The 15,911-nt window shown below is 67.0% G+C and carries 11 protein-coding genes; 10 read left to right on the top strand and 1 reads right to left on the bottom strand.

Translation table 11 applies throughout. The annotated features are described in order from the left end of the window. Positions 1-2: 2 nt before the first annotated feature. From RQG77_RS12165 to RQG77_RS12185, 5 genes are read left to right on the top strand one after another with little or no spacing between them, the layout of a single operon-like run. Positions 3-1,295 carry a sugar ABC transporter substrate-binding protein gene (locus RQG77_RS12165; RefSeq protein WP_311244949.1) on the top strand — a complete coding sequence of 431 codons (1,293 nt, stop codon included), beginning with the start codon at positions 3-5 and terminating at the stop codon, positions 1,293-1,295. A gap of 14 nt (positions 1,296-1,309) precedes the next feature. Next, positions 1,310-2,287 (top strand): sugar ABC transporter permease, encoded by a 978-nt coding sequence (locus tag RQG77_RS12170; RefSeq protein WP_311244950.1) that lies wholly within the window; start codon positions 1,310-1,312, stop codon positions 2,285-2,287. Beyond that, positions 2,284-3,117, top strand: a complete 834-nt coding sequence (locus tag RQG77_RS12175) for a carbohydrate ABC transporter permease (RefSeq protein ID WP_056309366.1) — start codon at positions 2,284-2,286, stop codon at positions 3,115-3,117. The genes RQG77_RS12170 and RQG77_RS12175 overlap by 4 nt, the downstream gene beginning before the upstream one ends. Beyond that, a complete protein-coding gene (locus RQG77_RS12180) occupies positions 3,114-4,628 on the top strand; it encodes a glycoside hydrolase family 3 N-terminal domain-containing protein (RefSeq protein WP_311244951.1) in 1,515 nt (504 codons plus the stop codon). Before RQG77_RS12175 ends, RQG77_RS12180 begins: the two co-directional genes overlap by 4 nt. A gap of 14 nt (positions 4,629-4,642) precedes the next feature. Beyond that, on the top strand, positions 4,643-5,509 hold the full coding sequence (locus RQG77_RS12185; protein WP_056515928.1) for a MurR/RpiR family transcriptional regulator: 867 nt from the start codon (positions 4,643-4,645) through the stop codon (positions 5,507-5,509). Between the two features lie 39 nt (positions 5,510-5,548). Here RQG77_RS12185 and RQG77_RS12190 read toward each other — a convergent pair whose 3' ends face one another. Next, positions 5,549-6,469: a sugar kinase gene (locus tag RQG77_RS12190; RefSeq protein ID WP_311244952.1), complete on the bottom strand. Its 921-nt coding sequence runs from the start codon at positions 6,467-6,469 to the stop codon at positions 5,549-5,551. A gap of 170 nt (positions 6,470-6,639) precedes the next feature. On the opposite strand from RQG77_RS12190, the gene RQG77_RS12195 reads away from it, so the two are divergent. The 5 genes from RQG77_RS12195 (at position 6,640) to RQG77_RS12215 (ending at position 15,845) form a co-directional block, all read left to right on the top strand. Continuing rightward, positions 6,640-8,313 (top strand): ABC transporter substrate-binding protein, encoded by a 1,674-nt coding sequence (locus tag RQG77_RS12195; RefSeq protein ID WP_056309360.1) that lies wholly within the window; start codon positions 6,640-6,642, stop codon positions 8,311-8,313. An 86-nt stretch (positions 8,314-8,399) separates the two neighbouring features. Further along, positions 8,400-9,404, top strand: coding sequence for an ABC transporter permease (locus RQG77_RS12200; RefSeq protein ID WP_056309358.1), 1,005 nt, complete (start codon positions 8,400-8,402; stop codon positions 9,402-9,404). A gap of 34 nt (positions 9,405-9,438) precedes the next feature. Continuing rightward, positions 9,439-10,404, top strand: coding sequence for an ABC transporter permease (locus tag RQG77_RS12205; protein ID WP_056309356.1), 966 nt, complete (start codon positions 9,439-9,441; stop codon positions 10,402-10,404). After that, complete coding sequence (locus RQG77_RS12210) at positions 10,401-12,110, top strand: ABC transporter ATP-binding protein (protein ID WP_311244953.1); 1,710 nt, start codon at positions 10,401-10,403, stop codon at positions 12,108-12,110. The genes RQG77_RS12205 and RQG77_RS12210 overlap by 4 nt, the downstream gene beginning before the upstream one ends. Positions 12,111-12,341: 231 nt before the next feature. Next, on the top strand, positions 12,342-15,845 hold the full coding sequence (locus RQG77_RS12215) for a DNA-directed RNA polymerase subunit beta (protein ID WP_056309351.1): 3,504 nt from the start codon (positions 12,342-12,344) through the stop codon (positions 15,843-15,845). Positions 15,846-15,911 lie beyond the last annotated feature (66 nt).

Consider the following 15,911-nt stretch of genomic DNA (forward strand, 5'->3'; position numbering starts at 1 on the left):
TGATGCACAAGCGCATTCTTCCGGCCGTGGCGCTCGGCGCCGTGGCCACCCTGGGCCTGGCGGCCTGTGCCGGCGGTGGCGCCGACAACGGTGGAGCCGTCGACGGAGAGGGCCAGGAGCTCACCGTCTGGATCATGAAGGGCACCAACCCCGACGCGAGCGCGTTCTACGACGAGGTCTCGGACGCCTTCGAAGACGAGACCGGAGCCACGGTCAAGATCGAGGAGATCCAGTGGGCCGACGCCCACGACCGCTTCGTCACGTCGATCGCCGGTGGCACCACGCCCGACATCGCCGAGACCGGCACGACCTGGACCGCCGAGTTCGCCGACGCGGGCGCGCTCGAGCCGCTCGACGAGTACGTCGACGCCGAGAAGGGCCTGCGCGACGACCTCGTCGAGGGCCTCGCGGTCGCCGGGACCTACGAGGACGAGCTCTACGGCATGCCGTGGTACGCCGGTGTCCGCTCGATCGTCTACCGCACCGACGTGTTCGAGGAGCTCGGCCTCGAGGCCCCGAAGACCTGGGACGACATCGTCACCGCCGGTGAGGCCATCAAGGCCGCCAAGCCCGACATGCTCCCCTTCCCCGTCGCCGGAGACGCCGAGTTCCAGGTCTACCCCTGGGTGTGGGGCGCGGGCGGCGAGGTCGCGACCCTCGACGGCAAGACCTGGACGAGTGAGCTCGACAGCAAGGAGTCGCAGGCCGGCATCGAGTTCTACACGGGACTCGCGACCGAGCACGGCTTCTCGTCGGCCGGCGCCACCACGTGGAAGGAGACGGACCTCCGTGACTCGTTCACGCAGGGCAACGTCGCCATGATGCTCTCGGGCTCGTGGACTCCGAAGGCTCTGATCGAGGCGAACCCCGAGCTCGATGGCAAGATCGGCGCCGCTGTGATCCCCGGTGAGGACGGCGGAATCGCTCCGTCCGTGCTCGGCGGCTCGCACCTGTCGGTCTTCAACACGACCGAGAACGCCGACCTCGCATGGCAGTTCGTCAAGCTCATGACCACGGGCGAGTTCGCCGAGAAGTGGGCCGACGAGACCGGATACTTCCCCGGAGTCCAGTCGGCGATGGAAGAGGCCCTGGCCTCGACCGACCCGCTCGTCGCTCCGTTCGCGCAGCAGATGGTCGAGGGTGGTGCATCCGTGCCGGTGACCCCGAACTTCGGCGCCGTCCAGGCCAAGAAGACCACCAACTCGATGATCCAGGCGATCCTCAGCGGGCAGAAGGACGTCGCCACGGCGACGAAGGATGCCGCTGCTGAGATGACCGATCTGCTCAACCAGTAAGGCTGTATCCCTTCATGTCGATGGTGCAAGCGCCACTGCCGGCCACGAAGGCGGAGTCCTCCTCCGCCTCCGTGGCCGGCGGCCGGCCGCGCAAGCGAGGACTCTCGCTGCTCACGGCCCGCCCCTGGCTCCTCCTCGCCCCGGGCCTGGTCATCCTCGCGGTGCTCATGCTCTGGCCGCTCATCCAGGTCTTCATCTTCTCGCTGCAGGATTACGGCCTGCGTGAGATCAACACCGGAGAGAACAACTGGATCGGCGTCGACAACTACGTCGAGGCGCTCACCAATCCGACACTCTGGACGGTCGTCCTCCCGAACACGGTCGGCTTCGCCGCCGTGGCCGTGTTCGTCACCGTCGCAGTGGGCACGCTCGTCGCCCTGCTGCTCGCGAAGCTCGGCAACGTCTGGCGCACGATCGTCTCCAGCTGCATCATGGTGGCCTGGGCGATGCCCGCCGTCACCGGAACCTACGTCTGGACGTTCATCTTCGATGCCGACCGCGGCATCTTCAACACCGTCCTGCAGGACCTCGGTCTGATGGACGACCCGGTGAACTGGTTCACCAACCAGTGGTCGTTCTACGCGATCGTCCTGCTCAACGTGGTGCACCACGGCTTCCCGTTCGTCGCGATCACGGTTCTCGCCGGTCTTCTGGGCGTCTCGAAGGAGATGCTGGAGGCCGCGGCCCTCGACGGCGCCAACGCCTGGATGCGCTTCTGGAAGATCATCTTCCCGACGCTCAAGCCCGTCTTCTCGGTCGTGATCATCCTGTCGACGATCTGGGACTTCAAGGTCTTCGCGCAGGTCTACCTGATGCCCGGTGGAGGCGGCGGCAACCGATCGGTGCTCAACCTCGGTGTCTGGTCGTACGTCGAGTCCTTCGGCCAGAACCGCTACGGGTTCGGTGCCGCCCTCGCCGTTCTCCTCACCCTCGTGCTGATCGGCATCACGATCGTCTACATCCGTTCGCTCATGAAGGAGGACGAGCTGTGAACCCCCGCCCCTCGGTCATGTCGCGCGTCGGCACCGGCATCGCGATCGCCGCCGTCCTGATCTTCACGCTGTTCCCCGTCTACTGGATGGTCTCCAGTGCCCTCGACGCCAAGGCGTCCAGCGGCGGACAGTCCCTCCTGCCGCAGGAGTTCACGTTCGACAACTTCGCGTTCGTGCTCACCGACGGCGGTTTCGCCACCTACCTCCGCAACTCCGCGATCGTGGCGCTCGTCACCGTCCTCGTCAGCGCCCTGGTGTGCCTGCTCGCGGCGGTCGCCGTCGCGCGCTTCCGCTTCAAGTTCCGCACCACGATCCTCATGATGATCCTCGTCGTGCAGATGGTGCCGCTCGAGGCCCTCGTGATCCCACTGTTCCTCCAGGTGAAGAGCCTGGGCCTGCTCAACAGCATCCTGGGTCTGATGGTCGTCTACGTGGCGCTCTCGCTGGCGTTCGGCATCTGGATGCTGCGCGGGTTCGTCGCCGCGGTGCCCGTGGAGCTCGAGGAGGCCGCGTACATCGACGGTGCCAGCTGGTGGCGGATGTTCCGCTCGATCCTGCTGCCGCTCGTGATGCCCGGTCTCGTCGCGACCAGCATCTTCAGCTTCATCACCGCGTGGAACGAGTTCATCTTCGCCATGACGATCCTCGGCAGCGCCACAGACCAGTACACGGTGTCGATCGGTCTCAAGTCGTTCTTCGGCCTGCACTCCAACGACTGGGGCAGCATCATGGCGGCATCGACGATCATCACGATCCCTGTCATGATCTTCTTCGTGATCGTGCAGCGCCGGCTCTCCGCCGGCATGGTGGCAGGAGCGGTGAAGGGATGACGGACGAGCTCGAACGACTCGCCAATGCGGTGCTCTGGCCCGGTTTCCTCGGGACCGAGGCTCCGCAGTGGCTCGTCGCCGAGCTCGAAGAGGGCCTCGCCGGCGTGGTCTACTTCGGGCAGAACATCGGCGAGGGACTGCCTGCTCTGAGCGCGCAGATCCTCCGCGCCAATCCCGACGCGCTGATCGGCATCGACGAGGAGGGCGGCAACGTCACCCGTCTCGAGTCCGCGACCGGATCCACTCTCCCCGGTGCGGGGCAGCTCGGCCTCCTCGACGACGTCGAGGCGACGAGGGCGTCGGGTGCAGAGCTCGCCAGGCGGGTCACTGCCATCGGCGGAAACGTGGTCCTCGGGCCGGTCGCCGACGTGAACACCGATCCGCGCAACCCGGTGATCGGCGTCCGCTCGTTCGGCGATGACGAGACACTCGTCTCGCGACACGTCCTGGCTGCCGTCGACGGGATCCAGAGCGGCGCGGCCGCGGCGTGCGTCAAGCACTTCCCCGGACACGGCGACACGCACCTGGACTCGCATCACGCGTCGCCCGTGATCTCGCTCGACATCGACGAGTTCGAGCGGGTGCACCTCGAGCCGTTCCGGACCGCGGTGGCCGCGGGCGTCGACTCGATCATGACGGCGCACATCGTCGTCCCGGCATGGGGAGCCGAGCCTGCGACGCTGAACCGCCGGGTTCTCGGCATGCTCCGCGACTGGGGCTTCGACGGTGTGATCATCTCGGACGCCCTCGACATGGCGGCGATCCGCGAGACCGTCGGCATCGGTGTCGGCGCGGCACGGGCGCTCGCGGCGGGCGTCGACCTGTTGTGCATCGGCAATCCCACCAACAGGGGAGGCGCCACCCTTCCCGACCAGGACCGACGCGACTTCCTGGACGCGCGGGACGGCATCGTGGCTGCGCTCCGAGACGGATCGCTGCAGCGGACGCGGATCGAAGAGGCGGCAGCTCGGGTCGCCACCCTCGCCGGTGCCCTGCGGGAGCGTGCCGACGCGGCATCCGCTCCGGTCGACTTCGATCCACGCGAGATCGTCGGTCGGGCGATCACGGGCGCGACGGCGGATGCCGAGGCACTCGCCGTCGTCGACGCGCGCCGCCGGTCGACTCTCGCCGTCGACAGCGCCTCTGCCTACGTCGCCGAAGCGCTCGCTGCCGGCGGCCACCGTGCCAGGGTCGACGTGGCTCGGACCTCGCTCGATGAGCAGGACGAGGCTCTCGACGCCGCCGTCGCGGCCGACGGCCTCACCGTCATCCTGCTGGATCGACCGGACGCGGACGACGCGCAGCGATCTCTGGTCGAGCGCGCCGCGGTCCGCGACCCCGACGGCGTCGTGGTCAACGTCGGGCTCGCACCGCAGCATCCGCTCGCCCTGCCGATCGTCGAGGTCGGAGCGGCGAGTCTGGTCGGTGCGCAGGCGGCCAGGGAACGGCTGATCGGCAGGGGCTCGACCGGAGACGGCTCGTCACGCGGCGACGCGGGCCTGGCCGACTGAGGCAGGATGACACCGTGGACTCAGACGTTCTCGCGCTGGTGCGCCGATCGATCGCCCGTCTGAGTGCTGCCGAGGCTCGGGTCGCGGAGACCATTCTCGGAGACCCCACGCTGGTCGTGGATCTCGCCATCAACGACCTCGCGCGGCTGTGCAACACGTCGCTGTCGACAGTGGCGCGATTCGCGCAGTCGCTCGGGTTCAGCGGGTACCGCGAGCTGAGGGTCGCGGTGGCTCGGACGGTGACGCTCGCTCAGGCGCAGCAGGCCCGGTTCGGTCTCGACACCACGGCGATCGATCCGGATGACGAGCCCTCGGCGATCGCCGCCAAGCTCGCGTCCCAAGAGATCGACGCGATCGAGAAGACGGCGCTGGGACTCGATGCGGCCGCCCTCGACCGCGTCGCGCTGGCCGTGGTCGCCGCGCGACACGTCGACCTGTTCGGGCAGGCCGCGTCGTCGCTCACGGCGCAGGACCTTCAGCAGAAGCTCGCTCGCATCGGATGCTCCGTCGCCCACTCCGCAGACCCGCATCTCGCCCTCACGACCGCGTCGCTGCGCTCGCCTGATGACGTCGTGATCGCCTTCTCGCACGGGGGCGAGACCCAGGAGGTCGTGCGGGCGGTGGAGGTCGCCAGAGACGCCGGCGCCCTCTCCGTCGCCGTCACGAGCGCGCCGGACTCGACGCTGGCGCTCGCCGCAGACATCGTGCTGCTCACCTACGCACAGGAGTCGCCGTTCCGCATGGCGGCGATGTCGAGTCGCATCGCGCAGCTCGCCCTCGTCGACATCCTCTTCGTGCGGGTCGTGCAGCACCGTGGGGAGCCTGTCGTGATCCCGCTCCAGCTGACGCACGACGCGGCGGCGTCGCGCCGCCGCCGCTGACCCCGGACCGTCGGCGGGGCATCCGCCTGAGGACGAGTGTCAGTCGACGTGGTCGCGCGTGCTCGCGAGAGCGCGGGTCGCGATGCGATGCGCGCGAGCGAGGCTGCCCGTGAGCGAGAGCCCGGTGAGCACCCCCGCGAGGAATCCGGCTGCGAACGCGTCTCCCGCGCCGATCGATTCGACGACCGGCACATCCAGTGCCGCACTCTCGGTGCGCTCCGATCCCTCGAACGCGACCGCTCCGCGCGGGCTCGTGGCGAGGAGGTACCGCGGTTCGGGGAACAGCTCGCGCAGCCGGTCGGGGTCCGAGGTGCCGAACACGGCCTCGGCGTCCGGCTGCGTGCAGAAGACGACGTCGGCGCGGCGGACGTAACCCGAGATCGCCGCCCGCCCCTCGGCTTCGCGCCCCCGCCACAGAGCAGGGCGCCAGTTCACGTCGAAGCTGAGCAGACGTCCTTCCCGCTCGGCGTCGAACAGGGCATCCTGAGCTGCCCGTGCCGTCTCGGAGAGGGCGGGGGTGATGCCCGAGGTGTGCACGAGCGCCGCCTCCGAGATCAACTCGGATGCAGAGGAAGTGGCGAGCGTCGCGGGTGACATCGCTGCCGCCGCAGAACCGGATCGGTAGTAGTGCATGGTCCCGTCGACCGACCCGTCGGGCCGAGGTGACAACTCCTTCACGTAGAGGCCGGTGGGAGCCTCCGGATCCACCTCGACGGCGGTGTCGTCGACCCCATGCCTGCGCAGCTCGGCGGTGAGGAAGCGACCGAATCCGTCGTCGCCCACCCGGGACACGACCGCGGTGCGGATGCCCGCAGAGGCGAGGGCTATCGCGGCATTCCACTCCGCTCCGGCGAGGGAGCGGTGGAAGGTCCGGACGTCCTCGAGAGGGGCGGCGGTGGCGGGGACGAGGGCCACCAGGCCCTCGCCGACGCAGACGGCGAGGGGAGACGTGTCTGGCACGTTCTGGAGATTACCGGATCGGCCGTGCTGCCGAACATCCGTAACAGGAATGCAACCTGGAGGTGTTTTGCAACGGTGTACCCACTGGGTAGCGTCGAGGGCATCACCGTTTCCGGAGTCGAAGACGCCTCCGGAACGCGCACTGCAGCGCTCGACAGGAAGGTCACACAATGCACCATAAAGTCATGCGTCGGCGAGGACTCATCGCCGTCACCGGAGCAGCGCTCGCCGCGCTGGTCCTCTCGGGATGCGTCGCCAGCGAGCGCGGCGACGACGGCTCCGAGGGCTCAGGAGATGTGGACGGCACGTTCGTGTTCGCCGCGTCGTCGGACCCCGCGAGCCTCGACCCGGCATTCGCCCAGGACGGTGAGAGCTTCCGCGTCTCCCGTCAGATCTTCGAGGGTCTCGTCGGCACCGAACCAGGCACCGCCGACCCCGCCCCGCTCCTCGCCGAGTCGTGGGAGTCGTCCGAAGACGGCATGAGCCACACCTTCACTCTGAAGGAGGACGTCACCTTCCACGACGGCACGCCGTTCAACGCCGAAGCGGTGTGTGCGAACTTCGACCGTTGGTTCAACTGGACCGGTCTCGCCGCGTCCGAGGCCTTCGGCTACTACTACAACAAGCTCTTCAAGGGCTACGCCGACAACCCCGCCGACGCCGTGTACAAGTCGTGCACGCCCGACGGCGACTACTCCGTCACGATCGACCTGAACAAGCCGTTCGCCGGTTTCGTCGCATCGCTGTCGCTGCCGTCGTTCGCGATGCAGAGCCCGTCGGCCCTGCAGGAGTTCGGCGCCGACGACGTCAGCGGCTCCGCCGAGGCGCCGGTGCTGTCCGAGTACGCGATGGGGCACCCCGTCGGCACCGGCCCGTACCAGTTCGACGAGTGGGCGCCGGGCGAGCAGGTCTCGCTCAAGGCCTATGGCGACTACTGGGGTGACGCGGGGCAGATCGACGAGATCATCTTCCGCACGATCGACGACCCGACCGCGCGTCGTCAGGCGCTCGAGTCCGGCTCGATCGACGGCTACGACCTGGTCGGCCCCGCCGACACCCAGGCGCTCGAGGACGACGGCTTCACCATGGTGTCGCGCCCTCCGTTCACGATCCTGTACCTCGCGTTCAACCAGGCCATCCCCGAGCTGCAGGACCCGAAGGTCCGCGAAGCGCTCTCGTACGCGGTCGACAAGGACGCGCTGATCAGCCAGGTCCTGCCTGAGGGCACAGAGAAGGCGATCGAGTTCGTGCCCGACACCGTCAACGGGTACAACCCCGACGTCACGACGTACGACTACGACCCCGAGAAGGCGAAGTCCCTGCTGGCTGAGGCCGGCTACGACGAGGCCAACCCGCTGAAGCTCACCTTCAACTACCCGGTCAACGTCTCGCGTCCGTACATGCCGGACCCCGAGCAGATCTTCACGGTCCTGTCGTCGCAGCTCTCCGAGGTCGGCGTCGAGACCACCCCGGTCTCGGAGGAGTGGGTCGAGTACCTCGACCGCACCACCGGTACGTCCGACCACGGCATCCACCTGCTGGGCTGGACCGGCGACTACAACGACACCGACAACTTCGTCGGCGTGTTCTTCGGCCAGCAGAGCTCCGAGTGGGGCTTCGACAACCCGGAGCTCTTCCAGAAGCTGAACGAGGCTCGCGGCGTCTCCAACCTCGAGGACCAGACGGCCCTCTACGAGGAGATCAACGAGATGGTCGCTCAGTTCATCCCCGGCGTTCCTCTCGCGCACCCGGCGCCCACGCTGGCGTTCGACCCGCGCGTCGAGAGCTACCCCGCCAGCCCGGTGAACGACGAGGTCTTCACGGACATCGTCCTCACCAAGTAGGTCTGACCGACTGAGATGCCCACCCGGGTCTCCGCGCTCGCCGCGGAGGCCCGGGACCGGCGTACCTTCTGATCAACGGAGACCTCTTGCTGCGCACCATCGGCAGGCGACTGCTTTTCCTCATTCCCACCCTGATCGGCCTCAGCATCCTGCTGTTCGCCTGGGTCAGGGCCCTCCCTGGCGGCCCGGCCGTCGCTCTTCTCGGCGAGAAGGCGACTCCGGATGCCATCGCGAGGGTCAACGAGCTCTACGGCTTCAACAAGCCGATCATCGAGCAGTACTTCATCTGGGTCGGACGCCTTCTGCAGGGCGACTTCGGCACCTCGATCCAGACCAACAGGCCCGTGACGGAGGAGTTCTTCCGTCGCTTCCCCGCGACGATCGAGCTGAGCGTCGTGGCGCTCATCTTCGCGATCGGCGTCGGCATCCCTCTCGGCTACTGGGCCGCCCGCCGTCACGGCAAGTTCACCGACCACGCCTCCGTGGTCCTGAGCCTCGTCGGCATCACCATCCCGGTGTTCTTCCTCGCGTTCATCCTGAAATACGTCTTCGCGGTGCAGCTGGGATGGCTGCCTTCGGACGGCAGACAGAACCCTCGAATAGACGCCACCCATCCGACCGGGTTCTACGTGTGGGACGGCATCATCACCGGCGAGTTCGATGCGTCGTGGGATGCGCTGATGCATCTCGTGCTCCCGGCGCTCGCGCTCGGCACGATCCCGCTCGCGATCATCGTCCGCATCACGAGGGCGAGTGTCCTCGAGGTGCAGAACGCGGACTACGTCCGCACCGGCCGGGCGAAGGGCGTCGGAGCCTCGACGTTGCGCAGCCGGTTCATCCTGCGCAACGCCATGCTGCCGGTCATCACCACGATCGGCCTGCAGACCGGTCTGCTGATATCGGGCGCCGTGCTCACGGAGACCGTCTTCGCGTTCCCCGGCATCGGCTCGTTCCTCGCGAGGGCGATCTTCACGAGGGACTTCCCGGTGCTCCAGGGGTTCATCATCTTCATCGCGATCGCCTACGCATTGATCAACCTGGCGGTCGACGTGTCGTACAGCTTCATCGATCCGAGAGTGCGGGTGCAGTGATGACCCGTCTCGTTCTCCGAAAGGGGGTCGCGTCATGACCATCTCGCTCCCACCCGCACAGGGCCCGTCTGCGGCGAGCGGCTCGGTCGTCGACACCGTCGCCGTCAACCAGGCCGGCCTCAAAGAGGGGCCTGGCGGATTCTGGCGCGACGTGTTCCGCCGCCTCCGTCGCAACCCCACCGCCTGGATCGGCGCCGGCATCGTCCTGGTGTTCATCCTCGTGTCGGTGCTCGCACCGATCCTCGCCCCGTACCCCGAGACCGCGCTCCCCGGGGCGAAGTACATCACGCCCACCAACATCCCCGGCCCGGGGGAGATCCCCGAGTTCCCGCTCGGACTCGACCGCTTCGGCGGAGACGTGCTCTCCAAGCTCATCTGGGGTGCACAGGCGTCACTGCTCATCGGCGTCATCTCGACCGCGCTGGGACTCGTCGGCGGAATGATCCTCGGGCTGCTCGCCGGCACCTTCGGCGGCTGGGTCGACACGGTCATCATGCGTGTCGTCGACATCATCCTGTCGGTCCCGAACCTGCTGCTGGCCGTCTCGATCGCGGCGATCCTCGGTCAGACGCCCTTCGCGGTGATGATCGCGATCGGCGCATCGCAGGTGCCCATCTTCGCCCGACTGCTGCGTGCGTCGATGCTGCAGCAGCGATCGAGCGACTATGTGCTCTCGGCGCAGACCCTGGGTCTGGGCCGCGGGCAGATCACGATGTCGCACGTGCTGCCGAACGCCATCGGCCCGGTCATCGTGCAGGGAACGCTGACGCTCGCCACCGCCGTCATCGATGCGGCGGCGCTGTCGTTCCTCGGTCTCGGCGGCGGTCGCCCCGAGACGGCCGAGTGGGGGCGCATGCTCACCTATGCGCAGGCGGAACTCGCCATCGCGCCGTGGCTGGCATTCCTGCCCGGTATCTGCATCGCGGTCACCGCGCTCGGCTTCACCCTGTTCGGTGAAGCGCTGCGCGAGGCCATGGACCCGAGGACGAGAGCACGATGAACGCTGCGAAAGTGAATCAGAATCCGGACGCCCCTCTTCTGTCGGTCGAGGGACTCGCCGTCGACTTCGCCACCATGGACGGCGTCGTGCACGCGGTCGAGGGCGTCGATCTCGAGATCGCGCCGGGGCAGACCGTCGCGATCGTGGGGGAGTCGGGATCGGGCAAGTCGACGACGGCGATGGCGATCATCGGCCTGCTCGCCGGAGGCGGCCGTGTGGCCGCCGGCAGCATCCGCCTCGACGGCCGCGAGATCGCCCATGCGCCCGAGCACGATCTGCGGATGATCCGCGGTCGCGACATCGGGCTCGTCCCGCAGGACCCGATGTCGAACCTGAACCCGGTCGCCAAGATCGGCACCCAGGTCGCCGAGACGCTCCTCGCACACGGGCTGGCCACGAGGCAGAACGTGCAGGAGAAGGTCGTCGAGGCGCTCACCGCTGCGGGCCTGCCCGACCCTGAGAAGCGTGCGAAGCAGTATCCGCACGAGTTCTCCGGCGGTATGCGTCAACGCGCGCTGATCGCGATCGGTCTGGCGTGCAAGCCGCGACTGCTGATCGCGGATGAGCCGACCAGCGCGCTCGACGTCACGGTGCAGCAGACGATCCTCGATCAGATCGGGGAGATGACACGGGAGCTCGGCACCGCCGTGCTGCTCATCACCCACGATCTGGGACTCGCGGCCGAGCGGGCGGAACGCGTCATCGTGATGCACCGCGGCAAGGTCGTCGAGCAGGGGCCGGCGAAGCAGATCCTCGAGGATCCGCAGCATCCGTACACTCAGTCGCTCGTGAAGGCGGCGCCGTCGGTGGCCGCAGCGCGTCTGCGCCCCGAGGCCTTCCAGGTGGAGGATCGCCCGGCGGGTCCCTCGGATGCCGGGGCGTCGGAGGATGCGGAGGCGGGCGATGCTCCGTCGACGGCCGACAACATCGTCGAGATCGAAAACCTCACCAAGGTCTATCCGGTGCGGGGGCAGAAGGAGGACTTCGTCGCGGTGAACGACGTGTCCCTCGCGATCCCGCGAGGCGAGACGGTCGCGATCGTGGGCGAGTCCGGTTCCGGCAAGACGACCACGGCGCGGATGCTGCTGAAGATCATCGAGCCGACCAGCGGGCTGATCCGCTACGAGGGCAAGGACATCGCCTCGCTCAGTAGAGCCGAGACGCGGGACTTCCGTCAGAAGGTGCAGCCGATCTTCCAGGATCCGTACTCGAGCCTGAACCCGATGTTCACGATCGAGCGGCTGATCGCCGAACCGCTGGACTTCTACAAGCGGGGGAGCGGCGCAGATCGGCGCAAGCGCGTCCGTCAGCTGCTCGACGACGTGGCCCTGCCGCAGTCGATGCTGCGGCGCTACCCGTCGGAGCTGTCCGGAGGTCAGCGTCAGCGTGTGGCGATCGCGCGAGCGCTCGCTCTCTCGCCCGAGCTGATCGTGTGCGACGAACCGGTCTCGGCGCTCGACGTGCTGGTGCAGGATCAGATCCTGAAGCTGCTCGGCGATCTGCAGACCGAGTACGGGCTCAGCTATCTGTTCATCTCGCACGACCTCGCGGTGGTGCGACTGATCAGCGACTACGTGTGCGTGATGAAGGACGGATCGCTCGTGGAGGCGGCCTCGTCGGAGGAGATCTTCACGAATCCGCGGGACCCGTACACGCGACGGCTGCTGGCATCGATCCCGGGGAACGAACTCAACATCGCCTCCTGAGGCCCTTCGGCCGCGTTCCCCTCGACCTTCTTCGGATGCCATTACCGCAGCATCCGAAGAAGGTCAAGGATCGAGCTTGCCATGTCGCGAGATCGAGCGTATAGTTGGTAGTTGCGCTCGCTTCTCCCTGCCCTCATATGGTGGTCGGCAGCTCGTTGAGCATTCGGGCGCACACTCCACCTGACGACAAAGGAATCGAGAAGCCCTGCGGGGCTCACGGAGGTTATTCCCTTGGCTGCTGCTCGCAACGCATCCACATCCACCACCACCAAGAACGGACGCGGAGCATCCCGTCTTTCGTTCGCCAAGATCTCCGACACGCTGACGGTCCCTGACCTTCTCGCTCTGCAGACCGAATCCTTCGGATGGCTCGTCGGCAACGACGCCTGGAAGGCTCGTGTCGCAGAGGCCAAGAAGGCCGGCCGCACCGACGTGAACGAGAACAGCGGTCTCGGCGAGATCTTCGAGGAGATCTCTCCGATCGAGGACCTCGGCGAGACGATGCAGCTGTCGTTCACGAACCCGTACCTCGAGCCGGAGAAGTACTCCATCGAGGAGTGCAAGGAGCGTGGCAAGACCTACGCCGCTCCGCTGTACGTCGAGGCCGAGTTCATGAACCACCTCACGGGTGAGATCAAGACCCAGACGGTCTTCATGGGCGACTTCCCGCTGCAGACCGACAAGGGAACGTTCATCATCAACGGCTCCGAGCGCGTCGTCGTCTCGCAGCTCGTGCGTTCCCCTGGTGTCTACTTCGACAAGACCCCCGACAAGACGTCCGACAAGGACATCGTGTCGGCCCGCGTCATCCCGAGCCGTGGTGCATGGCTCGAGTTCGAGATCGACAAGCGCGACCAGGTCGGCGTGCGCGTCGACCGCAAGCGCAAGCAGTCGGTCACCGTGTTCCTCAAGGCGCTGGGCATGACCAGCGAGGAGATCCTCACGGAGTTCGCCGGCTACACCTCGATCGAGGAGACGCTCGCGAAGGACACCATCGTCACGAAGGAAGACGCGCTCCGCGACATCTACCGCAAGCTGCGTCCGGGCGAGCAGGTCGCCGCCGAGGCCGCCCGTGCGCTGCTGGACAACTTCTACTTCAACCCGAAGCGCTACGACCTGGCGAAGGTGGGTCGTTACAAGATCAACCACAAGCTGGGCCTCGACGCTCCGCTCACCGACTCGGTCCTCACGGTTCAGGACATCGTCGCGACGATCAAGTACCTCGTGCGTCTGCACGCAGGCACCGAAGAGACCTTCCCCGGCATCCGCTCGGGCAAGAAGGCCGAGATCCGCATCGCGACCGATGACATCGACAACTTCGGCAACCGTCGCATCCGCGCGGTCGGCGAGCTGATCCAGAACCAGGTCCGCACCGGTCTCTCCCGCATGGAGCGCGTCGTCCGCGAGCGCATGACCACGCAGGACATCGAGGCGATCACGCCGCAGACCCTGATCAACGTGCGCCCCGTCGTCGCCGCGATCAAGGAGTTCTTCGGAACGTCGCAGCTGTCGCAGTTCATGGATCAGAACAACCCGCTCGCGGGTCTGACCAACAAGCGCCGTCTCTCGGCTCTCGGCCCCGGTGGTCTGAGCCGTGACCGCGCAGGTGTCGAGGTCCGTGACGTCCACCCGTCGCACTACGGCCGCATGTGCCCCATCGAGACTCCTGAAGGCCCGAACATCGGTCTGATCGGTGCTCTCGCGACCTTCGCGCGCATCAACTCGTTCGGTTTCATCGAGACCCCGTACCGCAAGGTCACGGGCGGCGTCGTCACCGAGGACATCGACTACCTGACGGCTTCCGAAGAGGTCGACTTCAACATCGCGCAGGCCAACGCCCCGCTCGACAAGAACGGTCGCTTCATCGAGAGCCACGTCCTGGCCCGCCCCAAGGGCGGTAGCGGCGAGGTCGACATGTTCCTCCCGGAGGACATCGGCTACATCGACGTCTCCCCGCGCCAGATGGTGTCGGTCGCGACCTCGCTCGTGCCCTTCCTCGAGCACGACGACGCACAGCGCGCCCTCATGGGTGCCAACATGCAGCGTCAGGCTGTGCCGCTGCTCCGCAGCGACTCGCCGCTCGTCGGAACCGGTATGGAGGGCTACACCGCCATCGACGCCGGTGACGTGCTCACGGCCGAGAAGCCGGGTGTCGTCTCCGAGGTCTCCGCAGACCGCGTCACCGTCATGCTCGACGAGGGTGGAACGCAGGACTACCACCTGCGCAAGTTCGACCGCTCGAACCAGGGCACGTCGTACAACCAGAAGGTCGTCGTCAACGAGGGCGACCGCGTCGAGGTCGGAGAGGTCATCGCCGATGGCCCCGCCACCGAGAACGGCGAACTGGCACTCGGAAAGAACCTCCTCGTCGCGTTCATGACGTGGGAAGGCTACAACTTCGAGGACGCGATCATCCTGAGCCAGGACCTGGTGAAGGACGACACCCTCTCCTCGATCCACATCGAGGAGTACGAGGTCGACGCCCGCGACACGAAGCTGGGCAAGGAGGAGATCACCCGTGATCTCCCCAACGTCAGCCCCGAGCTGCTCAAGGATCTCGACGAGCGCGGCATCATCCGCATCGGTGCCGAGGTCCGCCCCGGCGACATCCTCGTCGGCAAGGTCACGCCGAAGGGCGAGACCGAGCTGTCGGCCGAGGAGCGTCTGCTCCGCGCGATCTTCAACGAGAAGAGCCGCGAGGTCCGTGACACCTCCCTGAAGGTGCCCCACGGTGAGCAGGGCACGATCATCGCCGTCAAGGAGTTCAACGCCGAAGACGGTGACGACGAGCTCGGCTCGGGCGTCAACCGCCGCGTCGTGGTCTACATCGCCCAGAAGCGCAAGATCACCGAGGGTGACAAGCTCGCCGGTCGTCACGGCAACAAGGGTGTCATCGCGAAGATCCTCCCGATCGAGGACATGCCGTTCCTCGCGGACGGAACGCCGGTCGACATCGTGCTGAACCCGCTGGGTATCCCGGGTCGAATGAACTTCGGCCAGGTGCTCGAGACCCACCTCGGGTGGATCGCGAAGCAGGGCTGGAAGGTCGAGGGAACCCCCGAGTGGGCTACCAAGCTCCCGAAGGATGCCTTCGAGGCCGCCCCCGGCACCAAGGTCGCCACCCCGGTGTTCGACGGTGCGAGCGAGGAGGAGATCGCAGGTCTCCTCGACGCGACCATCCCGACCCGCGACGGCATCCGCCTGATCGACTCCACCGGAAAGGCCCAGATGTTCGACGGCCGCTCCGGCGAGCCGTTCCCGGCGCCTATCTCGGTGGGCTACATGTACATCCTGAAGCTCCACCACCTGGTCGACGACAAGATCCACGCGCGTTCGACCGGTCCGTACTCGATGATCACCCAGCAGCCGCTCGGTGGTAAGGCGCAGTTCGGGGGACAGCGATTCGGTGAGATGGAGGTGTGGGCCCTCGAGGCCTACGGTGCCGCCTACGCGCTCCAGGAGCTCCTCACGATCAAGTCCGATGACATCCTCGGCCGCGTCAAGGTGTACGAGGCCATCGTCAAGGGCGAGAACATCCAGGAGCCCGGCATCCCCGAGTCCTTCAAGGTGCTCATGAAGGAGATGCAGTCGCTCTGCCTGAACGTCGAGGTCCTCTCGGCCGACGGCACGCTGGTCAACCTGCGTGACACGGACGACGAGGCCTTCCGCGCAGCGGAGGAGCTCGGCATCAACATCTCCAGCCGCTTCGAGGCCGCCTCGATCGACGAGATCTAAGGTCCAGGCCGCCGACTGAGCGTCACGCCCGGTCGGCGGCCCACCTCCCCGATTTCTTCAGAAGAA

Source organism: Microbacterium sp. WCS2018Hpa-23 (assembly GCF_031843845.1).
In the GTDB taxonomy this organism is placed as follows: domain Bacteria; phylum Actinomycetota; class Actinomycetes; order Actinomycetales; family Microbacteriaceae; genus Microbacterium.